General features: G+C 66.4%; 12 protein-coding genes and 1 pseudogene. 5 read left to right on the top strand and 8 right to left on the bottom strand.

Translation table 11 applies throughout. The features are described from left to right. Window positions 1-31 precede the first annotated feature (31 nt). On the top strand, window positions 32-1,135 hold the full coding sequence (locus tag ACTRWB_RS02475) for a hypothetical protein (RefSeq protein WP_446900808.1): 1,104 nt from the start codon (window positions 32-34) through the stop codon (window positions 1,133-1,135). Window positions 1,136-1,245: 110 nt separating this feature from the next. Then, window positions 1,246-1,344: pseudogene (locus ACTRWB_RS02470) on the top strand (LysR family transcriptional regulator); the annotation flags it as partial. 45 nt (window positions 1,345-1,389) lie between these two features. Here ACTRWB_RS02470 and ACTRWB_RS02465 read toward each other — a convergent pair. The 4 genes from ACTRWB_RS02465 to ACTRWB_RS02450 all read right to left on the bottom strand — a co-directional run bounded on the left by ACTRWB_RS02465 (window position 1,390) and on the right by ACTRWB_RS02450 (window position 4,784). Beyond that, entirely contained in the window at window positions 1,390-2,235 is an 846-nt protein-coding gene (locus tag ACTRWB_RS02465) for a helix-turn-helix domain-containing protein (protein WP_446900807.1), read from the bottom strand. Between the two features lie 48 nt (window positions 2,236-2,283). After that, on the bottom strand, window positions 2,284-2,841 hold the full coding sequence (locus ACTRWB_RS02460; protein ID WP_193101279.1) for a carboxymuconolactone decarboxylase family protein: 558 nt from the start codon (window positions 2,839-2,841) through the stop codon (window positions 2,284-2,286). 136 nt (window positions 2,842-2,977) lie between these two features. Then, entirely contained in the window at window positions 2,978-3,739 is a 762-nt protein-coding gene (locus ACTRWB_RS02455; protein WP_446900806.1) for an isocitrate lyase/PEP mutase family protein, read from the bottom strand. After that, window positions 3,726-4,784, bottom strand: coding sequence for a saccharopine dehydrogenase family protein (locus tag ACTRWB_RS02450; protein ID WP_446900805.1), 1,059 nt, complete (start codon window positions 4,782-4,784; stop codon window positions 3,726-3,728). The genes ACTRWB_RS02455 and ACTRWB_RS02450 overlap by 14 nt, the downstream gene beginning before the upstream one ends. Window positions 4,785-4,903: 119 nt before the next feature. Between ACTRWB_RS02450 and ACTRWB_RS02445 the strand changes: the two genes are divergently transcribed. After that, window positions 4,904-5,497 (top strand): TetR/AcrR family transcriptional regulator, encoded by a 594-nt coding sequence (locus ACTRWB_RS02445; RefSeq protein ID WP_048248227.1) that lies wholly within the window; start codon window positions 4,904-4,906, stop codon window positions 5,495-5,497. A 31-nt stretch (window positions 5,498-5,528) separates the two neighbouring features. On the opposite strand, the gene ACTRWB_RS02440 is transcribed toward ACTRWB_RS02445, so the two are convergent. Next, on the bottom strand, window positions 5,529-5,996 hold the full coding sequence (locus ACTRWB_RS02440; protein WP_343490707.1) for a MarR family winged helix-turn-helix transcriptional regulator: 468 nt from the start codon (window positions 5,994-5,996) through the stop codon (window positions 5,529-5,531). An 81-nt stretch (window positions 5,997-6,077) separates the two neighbouring features. On the opposite strand from ACTRWB_RS02440, the gene ACTRWB_RS02435 reads away from it, so the two are divergent. Both ACTRWB_RS02435 and ACTRWB_RS02430 read left to right on the top strand, forming a co-directional pair. Then, window positions 6,078-6,446, top strand: coding sequence for a hypothetical protein (locus ACTRWB_RS02435; RefSeq protein WP_446900804.1), 369 nt, complete (start codon window positions 6,078-6,080; stop codon window positions 6,444-6,446). Between the two features lie 98 nt (window positions 6,447-6,544). Further along, window positions 6,545-7,162: a glutathione S-transferase family protein gene (locus tag ACTRWB_RS02430; RefSeq protein WP_193101273.1), complete on the top strand. Its 618-nt coding sequence runs from the start codon at window positions 6,545-6,547 to the stop codon at window positions 7,160-7,162. Window positions 7,163-7,222: 60 nt separating this feature from the next. On the opposite strand, the gene ACTRWB_RS02425 is transcribed toward ACTRWB_RS02430, so the two are convergent. The 3 genes from ACTRWB_RS02425 to ACTRWB_RS02415 form a co-directional block, all read right to left on the bottom strand. After that, the gene (locus ACTRWB_RS02425) at window positions 7,223-7,945 is read right to left on the bottom strand and encodes an HAD family hydrolase (protein ID WP_446901402.1); all 723 of its coding nucleotides are present in this window, start codon (window positions 7,943-7,945) and stop codon (window positions 7,223-7,225) included. Window positions 7,946-7,968: 23 nt separating this feature from the next. Beyond that, window positions 7,969-8,940: an ornithine cyclodeaminase family protein gene (locus ACTRWB_RS02420; protein ID WP_446900803.1), complete on the bottom strand. Its 972-nt coding sequence runs from the start codon at window positions 8,938-8,940 to the stop codon at window positions 7,969-7,971. 107 nt (window positions 8,941-9,047) lie between these two features. Further along, window positions 9,048-10,178, bottom strand: coding sequence for a DSD1 family PLP-dependent enzyme (locus ACTRWB_RS02415; protein ID WP_446900802.1), 1,131 nt, complete (start codon window positions 10,176-10,178; stop codon window positions 9,048-9,050). Window positions 10,179-10,292 lie beyond the last annotated feature (114 nt).

Raw genomic sequence — 10,292 nt, 5'->3', positions numbered from 1 at the left:
AATTGAGGAGTCAGCGGTCGCGGCGCGCCTAATGTGGATCAACCTGCCCATCGCTACACTCCCGGGTACGTGGGAGGGCGTCCGACGAGGGCTTTGCCACGGACATATCGAGCGCATCGTTACGCTAAAGATCGGAGGAGGTACCGATATATCCGCTGAAGTTGGCGCCCATTTCGGACGAAAACATCTCACGGCCGCAGAGCTGATGGCGGTTGAGGCGGATGCTCGAACCGGCGTCATTCTTCTGCCGGACGGAGCGCTCGGCACGGAGAATATCGAGCGATACGGACATGAGTTTCTTCGGGCCATCGGTACCGGAGCGGGGAACGTACATCTTGTGCTCGGTGTTCACGAGGAGGTGCTTAAGCAGGACGAACGAGAGGGGGGCGTGCAGGTCATTACCTTTGACGGTGGCTTATCCCCCGACGAAATGCACGCGTACGTAGCCATTCGTATGCTCTCTCGGCCTGGACCTGGGACTACTCGACTATCCCGAGCGATCGTCGCAGAGTTCGCCGGCTTTGATGTGGAGTTCGCCGAGAGGATTATGGAGTTGAGCGAGTCGCAAATTGCTAACGTCATCAACAATCTGCCAATGTTGTCTAATGAGACATCCTCTCGGTGGCGTAATCGGTCGTGGTTGATGCGAACGACGTCGAATGCTGCAAAAGCTACAAATCACGTTCTCTTCGATGCCCACCTTGCTGAGCATGGTAAGGCTAACGAACGTGCCGATGCGGACAATCGAATCAAGCAACGTTACTGGCGTGCATGCGTAAAAACGCTAACTCCATGGCTGGAGGAGCGTCGGCTGCTGGTCATTCGAAAATTTGCTGCGCAGCTGGAACGGGAGGCGGCACAGAGCAACGGAAAGATTGTCCGTCAAATTGACGAGAACCGCTCGATCAAGAGAGACCCAGACGAGCTCGAGTACAACAATATCGTAGGTCTGTGTAGGGTAGGGAAGCTTGTTGCGGTGACTGCAGATGAGCTTGGAGCGGAACGCGTCTGTCGGTTGGCGAAGAGTGTTAGAGATGAGATTGCTCATCTTCGAATGCCTGATCCGAGTCTCGTTGGTGAGTTAATCCGTGAAATGGATTGTCTTCTTGCGGGGCACGAATTCAGCAGCGTTTGAGGCGCAAGAATTAACCAACCCTCATGAAAGTCGCTAGAAAGCAGATCGCCGAGGGGGCGCCGGAACACTCGCTCTAGGTCTGGTCCGGAAATCCCAAGCGGACCAAACCATGGTGGCGGCCGTTTTCGGGGCCGTTCCTCTATTACCCCGGGCGCCGTCTCGTGCCACCGGCACTGCGCGCATTCATCGATTTCATCAAGGCATCCTGAGCGTTGCAACCGAACGAGCGGGCGGGCGCCGCACCGGCCCGCCGCTCAGCGCACCGGCGCGTGCGCGTCGAGCAACTGCCGGTGACGCGCTTCGGTCGCATCGTCGGCGGGAAACATGCACTCCATGCGCAGCTCCTGCGCAGCGGCGCTTTGCGGCGTGCCGACCGTCGTGACCAGCGAGAAGTAACGCAGCACGACACCTTCGTGGACGAAGCCGATCGGAATGACCGGCAGCGCGGGCGCGGCGGCCGGTGCCGGCGGCGTTTTCCAGTCGCGCGGCGCATCGGGGCACGCGAGCAGGTCGTCGAGCAGTTGCCGCGTGTCGTCGTCGATCACGCGGCCGACCGATTCGCGATACACGCGCTGCAGCAGGCTGCGCGACACGCTGTCCCAGTCGGCCACGAACGGCCGCATGCCGAGCGGATCGAACATCAGGCGCAGCAGGTTGCGCGGGCCGTCGCGCGCAGCCATGTCGATGAAGCAGTTGAAAAAGCGCGGCGCCGCGTCGTTGGTCATCAGCACGTTCCAGTGGCGGTCCATCACGATTGCCGGAAACGGATCGTGCTGGCGGACGACCCGTTCGAGCGCGCGGATCACGCCGTGCATTTCCTGCGCGTCCCACGGCGCTTCCGAATACACGGGCGCATACCCGGCCGCGAGCAGCAGCGCGTTGCGTTCGCGCAGCGGCACGTCCAGCGTCTGCGCGAGCGTCAGCAGCGTGTCGCGGCCCGGCACGCTGCGCCCGCTTTCGATGAAGCTGATCTGGCGCTGCGAGATGCCCGCGTCGAGCGACAGGTCGAGTTGGCTCACGCCGCGCACGTCGCGCCAGTAGCGCAACAGCTGCCCCAGTTCGCGTGGCGGCGCGTTCGGATCGCGACGGCTGGCGTTCATCGGATTTCCCTGATCGTGACGTGATCGACGCGAACGACTATATCGGACTCACGCGGCGCCCGCCTGCCACGCGAACGCGTCGAACGGCGCTTCGAGCGTTGGCCGCGCCACGCTGCCGACGTAGTTCGTGATCGTCGACGCGGCGACCACCGCGATCACTTCGAGCAACTGTTCGGCGCTGAATCCGGCTGCGGCGAACGACTGCCGGTCCGCGTCGGCGAGACGGCCGCGGGTTTCGATCAGCGCGCGCGCCGTGGCCGACAGCGCGGCCAGTTTCGCGTCGCCGGGCAGGCCGCCGCGCCGGATCGCGTCGACGTCGGCGGCGGGCACACCCTGTTTCAGCGCGAGCGCGGAATGGAACGCGACCGGCCACTCGCTCGCGTTCGTGACCGCGTTGGTGAGCAGGAGCGTCTGGATCTGCGGTTCGGTGAGGCTGCTGGCGTGCACGCGCTCGAACAGGCCGATGAACCCGTTGATCAGCACCGGCGATGCGGCCATGGCCGCCGCGATGTTCGGGATCAGGCCGAAGGTTTGCTGGAGCTGCCGGAGCACCGGCTGCGATTCGGCCGGCGCCGAGTCGATGGTATGAAGCGGATAGGCGGACATGATGTCTCCCGGGCGAGGAGCGCCGCCGGAATGGCGGCGCGACACCCGAAGCGTAGGGACGGGCGTGCCGCGCGCCAATTACATGGGATGTAATCGTTTGTCGTGCACGCGGCGTGTCGGCCGTCCCGCGAATCCGTTAACCGCCTTGCTTGACCAACCCCGCCAGCGTCTTCATTGCCTGCAGATACGGATACGGCCCGTGGCTGATGCGGGCCACGCCGTAGTCCGCGAGTTCGGCGAGCGTCGGCGTGTCCGACACGCGCATCACGTTCACCGGCAGCGGAGACGCGGCCGTCAACTGGCGAATGAGCGCCGGCGAGCGCAGGCCCGGCACGAACAGGCCGTCGGCGCCGGCTGCCGCATAAGCGCGTGCGCGTTTCAGCGTTTCGTCGAGCAACCGTTCGTCGTGCGTATCGGCCGGCGCCTTGAAGAACACGTCGGTCCGCGCGTTGATGAAGTAGTCGGCGCCCGCGCGATCGGCCTCCTGCCGTGCCGCCGCGAGACGCGCCGCCGCTGCTTCGACGTCGCGCAATTCGCCCGTCGCCGGAAAACTGTCCTCGAGGTTGCAGCCGATCGCGCCGGCCTCGATGCTGAGCGCGATCGTTTCGGCGACATCCTTGGGCCGCTCGCCGTAGCCGCTTTCGAGGTCGACGGTGACCGGCAGGTCCGTCGCGCGTGCGATTCGCGCAAGCACTTCCATCATCAACGCGCGCGGCATCTGCTCGCCATCGACGAAGCCATTGGCCACGGCGACCGACCAGCTTCCGGTGGCCAGCGCGACCGCACCCGCGTCGGCCACCGCGCGTGCGCTGCCGGCGTCCCACACGTTGAACAGCGTCAGCGGCTGGCCCGCGCGGTGAAGCGACCGGAAAACCGCGCCTTTCTCATTGCTGCTCATGTTCACTGCTCCTTGTAAAAACCGGATCGGTGGTGGTGCCGAACGAGACTGCCACCGTATCGAGCGCCGCGAGGAAGTCGCGTGCGTTGAACAATTCGCCGAGGCTGCGCACGCCGCCCGACGTCATGGTGTTGCCGGTCACCAGGCGCACGGCCGCCTCGACGATGATCGGCGCGCTGACCGCGTAGATGTCGCGTCCCGATGCCGTCGCGCGGTGCGTCGTGCCGCGCTGTACGACGATGGCGTCCATCGCGAACTGCTGCGCCGACCGGCCCAGCGCATCGGTCGGCTCGGGCGGCGGCGTGGCCGCATCGCGCACGTCGCGCAGCGCCAGCGTTGCGAGCCACGATTCGATCGTATCGATGCGCAGATGACGCGACAGTGTCATCACTTCCGAAAACGGCACCAGCGTCACGTCGACGCTGCCGATCGGCGACGGGAACGGCCAAACGCGTTCGCGTGGCGTCGACGGCACCGGCGTCGGCTTGCCGTCCCGCTGGACGAGCCGCACCGCGCGATTGCGTTCGCCCGTCACGCGCGTGCCGCGCGTCGGGTGCCAGCGGTCGAGCCCGGTCGCGATATCGACGCGGTCGATCGGCTCATTCTGGTTGACGACGGCCGTCACGAGCAGGTCGGCCAGGCCGCCGTAGAACGCCGCGGCGGGCACGATGGTGACGCCCGCGGCGCGCGCACGGGCATCGACCCGTTCGGCCAGCGCCAGCACCGACGGCTGTTCGGCCGTCAGGTCGAGATAGGGGATGCCGGCCCGCAGTGCGGCTTCGGCCAGCGGCAGTGCGGTATCGAGGTACGGGCCCGCGCAGTTGATCACCGCAGCCGCGCCGCGCAACGCGGCGTCGAGCGCGGCCGGATCGTCGATTGCGGCGACGCGCGCAGGCGCGGCGTCGCTTGTGCCGCCTTCCGCGAGCCGCGCGGCATCGCGGCCGATGCGGATCGCGCCGAGGCCGCGCCGGGCCAGTTCAGCGACGACAAACCGCCCGGTGTGACCCGTGGCGCCATAGACTGCAACCGTCATCCGATCTTCCATGATCATCTCCGCTACAGAACGGTCTGTTTTATAGTACAGACCTGTAGCGTCGTCAAGCTCGCGGTGCTATGATCGGGTCCATTGTTGCGGTACGGGCGGCCGTTGGCGGCCGAGCTTGGATGAAAAAGGGAACGGATACACAAGGGGGCGCGCTCGATACGCGCGAGCGCATTCTGCAAACGGCCAGCGAGCTGTTCTATCGGGAAGGCACGCGCGCGGTTGGCGTGGACCTGATCGTCGCGCAGGCGGGCGTCGCGAAGACGAGCCTCTATCGTCACTTCACGACGAAGGACGACCTGATCGAGGCATTCCTGCTGCGCGAGGACGCGGATTTCTGGGCGCACTGGGACGCGGTGGCCGGGCAATACCGGCGCACGCCGCGCGAGGAACTGGACGCGCAGCTGCAATGGATCGGCGAGCGCATTGCGCGGCCCGGTTATCGCGGCTGCCCGCAGATCAACATCGCCGCCGAATATGCGGACGGCAACCATCCGGCCCGCAAGGTCGCCGTCGCGCACAAGCAGGAGCTACGGCGCCGGCTGACCGAACTGGCGAGCGCGATGCGGATCGACGAACCGGAAACCTTCGCGCTGCGGCTCGCGACGGTCATCGACGGCGCGCTGAGCAGCGGGCAGGCGCTGCATGCGCACGGGCCCGTGCACTTCCTGCAGGAATTCGCGCAACTGCTGCTGCCGAAGAAGGGCAGGAAGTAGGGCGGCATAGGGCCGCGATCCGCGCGCCGGTTCAGTCGCGCGCCGCCGGCTCCACCGACAGCGCGCGCAACTGGCCACGCAACAGATCGACTTCTCCCGGCGCGAATTGCCGTTCGATCTCGGCATGGGTCTGCTGCCACAGCGGAAACGCGTCGGCCAGCAGGTCGTGGCCAGCCGGCGTCAGTTCGAGCAGGCGGCTGCGCCCGTCGTCCGGGTCCTGCATGATCGTCACGAGCCCGCGCCGCTCGAGCGGCTTGAGCGCGGCCGTCAGCGTGGTGCGGTCCATCGCGAGCAGCGACGCGACCGATTTCATCGGAGCCGGTTGCGGCCGGTTCAACGACATCAGCAACGAAAACTGCCCGTTGGTGAGATCCAGCGGACGCAGCACATCGTCGAAGATGCGCGCAAGGTTGCGCGCCGCGCGCTGCATGTGCAGGCACAGGCAGCAATCGCGCACCATCAGCGTCGTTTCGAAAGGGAGCTTTTCTTTTCGTGCCATGTTGCAATTGTGTTGATATCAACCTATCTTGTCAAGGTCGAGGCGCGGCAGCCCGTCGCGCCCGTCACCGGAGGAGAAAGCATGAGTGCTCAACAGCAGTTGTATCTCGCCGTATTCCTCGGCAGCAAGGACAGCCCGGCGATGCGGGCGTGGGTCGCGCTTCCGGAGCAGGAGCGGCACGCGCGCGAGCGGGACGGTATGGCCGCGTGGCACGCGTGGGTCGACCGTCATCAGGATGCGATCGTCGAGATGGGCGGGCCGCTCGGCAAGACCAAGACCATCGATGCCGGCGGCATCCGGGACACGTCCAACGCGTTGAGCGGCTTCACCGTCGTGCGGGCGGCGTCACACGAGGCGGCGGCCGCGCTGTTCGAAGGCCATCCGCATTTCACGATTTTCCCGGGCGAGTCGATCGACGTGATGCCGGTGCTGGCGATTCCCGGCGCGTGAACGATCGCGGCCGCCGCTTCGCGTTGATGCGTTGATGGGTCGACGCGCCGTGGCCGGCTTGCGGACATTTTCCCGACATTTCTGGATGGAGATTTGCGATGAAGCTTTACGGATTCGCCGGCACCCGCTCGCAACGCGCGCTGTGGGGGCTGAAGGAACTGGATGCGGATTTCGAGTTCGTGTCGGTCAACCTGCTCGCGGGCGAGCACAAGCGGCCGGAATTCCTGCGCATCAATCCGGCCGGCAAGGTGCCGGTGCTGGTGGACGGCGACCGCGTGATTCCCGAGTCGGCCGCGATCGTGCTGTATCTCGCGGACAAGTACCCGGAGAAGGCGTTGCTGCCGGTCGATCCGGCGGTGCGTGCGCAGGTGTATCGGTGGGTCATGTTCGCGGTGACGGAGCTCGAGCAGCCGCTGTGGCGGATCACGCGGCACACGTTCCTCTATCCGCCGGAGAAGCGCTCGCCGGCCGACATCGAGCTGGCGCGCGAGGATTTCGCGACGATGGCCGTGATCCTCGACAAGCATCTCGAAGGGCGCGAATTCATCGTCGGCGACACGCTGACGGTGGCCGATTGCGTGACGGCCTACCTGATCGACTGGGCCAGCGAATGCCACCTGATCGAACCGTTCCCGCAACTGCGTGCGTATCTCGAACGGCTGTATGCGCGGCCCAAGGCACCGCAGCGAATCGCGGAGGCGCGCAAGGCGGCGTGACGAAGGGCGGTCGATCGCGCTGGACGGCATGATCGGCCGCGCCATTCCGCTCGCCTGCGGTCACGGCAGCTTGTCGGGCCCGCCGAGCGCGCGACACAGCATCGACAGGTCGCTCAGGGTGAGGTGCGCCGACGCGGGATGCTGCGTCTCGCGTGCCACTTCCGGTTGAGGGTCGCGCACCACCCAGGCCGCCTGAAGCCCCGCGTTCAAAGCACCGACGATATCGAGGTGGTAGTCGTCCCCGACGTGCAGCAGTTCTGCTGGACTCACACCGAGCGCCTTCGCCGCCGCATGGAAGATTTCGGGTTCCGGCTTCGCGATCCCGAACACACGCGCGCTGAGCGTTTCCCGAAAGAATTCGCCGCCGCCGGTCAGCCGGAGATCCGCGTTGCCATTGGTCACCGCAATCAACGGAAACCGGGCGCTCAACCACGCCAGTGCCGGCAACGCGTCGTCGTAGAACTCGACCCGGTTGCGCGCGGCATAGAAGACTTCGTACGCAGGGTCGGCCAGCGCGATATCCGCGTTCGCGCGCGCCAGCGCAAGCCGGATCGATCCGAGTCTCAGCGCGCGAAAGTCGTTGGCGAGGTCCGGGCGAGAACGTTCGTATTCCTCACGTAACTCGCTCATCGTCTGCTGCGTGGGCAGGATGCTCGCGGTATCGGGCGCATGCTCGATCAGCCACGCGCGAAGCGTCGCTTCGGCGCGTGCGACGGACGGACCGAACGGCCACAGGGTGTCGTCCAGGTCGAACGAGAGGGCGGATACTTTGGCGAGACGCATGCGGTTGAAGTGAGGGAGGTCGTTTACCAGGGCCACGGAATGGAGATTCCGGTGCCGTTTTCGAGAGCCTGCGCGTACAGGAAGCGCGCGACGGTCAGGTCCTGCAGCGCGAGCCCGGTCATGTCGAATACGGTGATCTCGTTCGGCGCGCGGCTGATCGACATCGTTCCGGCGAGCAGGTCGCCGATTTCCGTGCGCGGCAGGTCCGGCGCCCACTGGCATTCGCCGATGCTGCGCGCCTGCTCGTGATCGTCGACGAAAATGCGCGCACGTTCCAGCACGCAGGCCGGAAGCTCGCGCTTGCCGGCCGTGTCGGCGCCGACGCAGGTCAGATGGGTGCCCGGCTGAACCGCGTCCGCATCGAACAACGCGCCGCCGCCGGGCGTTGCCGTGATGACGACATCGCTATCGGCCACCGCGTCGTTCCGGTCGCGCGCCACGCGGATCGTACATCGTTCCCGGAAAGCGGATTCGAACAGCGGATCCGGCTCGCCGCCGACGTTCACGTACTGCACCGTGCAACGTTGCGGCAGCAGCCGGAGCGCGTAGTCGAGCTGGACGCGCGCCTGCACGCCGGTGCCGAACACGCAGATCCGCGTGCTGTCGCGCCGGGCGAGCAGCTGCAGCCCGAGGCCGCCGGCGGCGCCGGTTCGCGCGGTGGTGATCGCGTTGCCGTCCATGATGCACAGCGGGCGGCCCGTGGCCGGATCGAACAGCGCGACGGTTGCCTGATGCGGCTCGCCGCCGAGGCCCCGGTTGCCGGGCCAGAATCCGGCCGCCTTGAAACCGAGGAGATCCTGGCTCGCGACGTCGCCCGACTTGATGCCGAACACGCCGCCCGTATGCAGCTTCTCGCGGACCACCGGGAACACTCGTCCGGCCCTCTGGCTGTGCAGCACAAAGGCTTCGCGAACCGCTGCCAGCACTTGCTCGGCTTGAAGGGCGGGCCCGACGGCATCGCGGTCGAGAAGAAGGAGTCGGGCGTCTGTCGGCATGTCGGGTGAGTTTTCCGGAGCGGGGCGATTCGGGAAGGTTTAAAGTGTGTCCAGATTTAGACAAATAGTCAATGTCTGGGCGGGACGGCGCGAATACGCGGTGCTGTTCACCACCCGTAGAAGCGCGGCCACGCGTGGACGACGCCGTCTTCGTCGATCGCCTGGTATTCAGGGTGTTGCGCGCCGGTCGCGCACGCGTGATTCGGCAGGATGCGCAGGCGGGTGCCGATCGGAAACCGCTGCGCGATGCCCGAGTCGGGCGAGCCCGCGCGCGACACGATGCCGTGTTCCTGGTTGGCCGCGCTCACGACGTAATCACCGAGCACATCGCCGTCTTCGGTGCAGACCTGCCCGTAGCCGAAATCGTGGCCCAGGCGCTGCGTGCCGCGGTCGCGGCTCATGGCCATCCAGCCCGCGTCGACGATCGCCCAGCCTTTCTCTTCCTGGTGTCCGATCACGGTGGTCAGCACTGACAGTGCGATATCGGACAGTTCGCACACGCCGATGTTGTGCATCACGAGGTCGAACATCACGTACACGCCGGCGCGAACCTCGGTGACGCCGTCGAGGCGTTCCGCCGCGAGGGCGGTGGGCGTCGAACCGATACTGACGACCGGGCAGGGCAATCCGGCGGCCCGCAGGCGCTCGGCGGCGCGCACGGTGCGGCTGCGCTCCTGTTCGGCGATCGCCGCCAGCGCTTCGCGCGTGTCGTAGTCGTAGCTGGAGCCCGCGTGGGCCAGCAACCCGCCGAGCGTCATCCCGCCGTCGACCAGCGCGCGGCCCACGTCGATCAGCAGGTCGGCCTCGGGCGGGACGCCCGAGCGATGGCCGTCGACGTCGACCTCGATCCACACCTCGAAGCGCTCGCCGTGCTCGCGCCCGAATGCCGCGATGGCGTGCGCGGCGGGCAGGCTGTCGGCGACGATCTTCAGGTCGCAGCCCTGCCGGCGCAGCGCCAGCGCCTGGCCCAGCTTGGCGGGCACGATGCCGACCGCGTAGACGATGTCGCGGATGCCGCCCGCGAAGAACTGTTCGGCTTCCTTGAGCGTCGACACCGTGATGCCCTGCGCGCCCGCCGCGATCTGCGCGTCGACCACGTGCCGGCATTTGGTGGTCTTGACGTGCGGCCGGAACCGGACGCCGAGTGCGTCCAGGTGCGCCTGCATGCGGTCGATGTTGCGGCGCATGCGGCCGGCATCGATCAATGCGGCCGGGGTGTTGAGGGTTTGAATGTTCACGCTGCGTTGCCTCGGAGGGTTGCCGATGCGAACACTGTAGGGCCGTCGCCGCGCGCCGTGTTTAACGCACACCTAATCCGTCATTAAATGCCGTTTAATCGGTCGAATCGCACG

The organism is Burkholderia sp. YIM B11467 (assembly GCF_052952715.1).
This window is presented reverse-complemented; position numbering and strand designations above follow the sequence as displayed.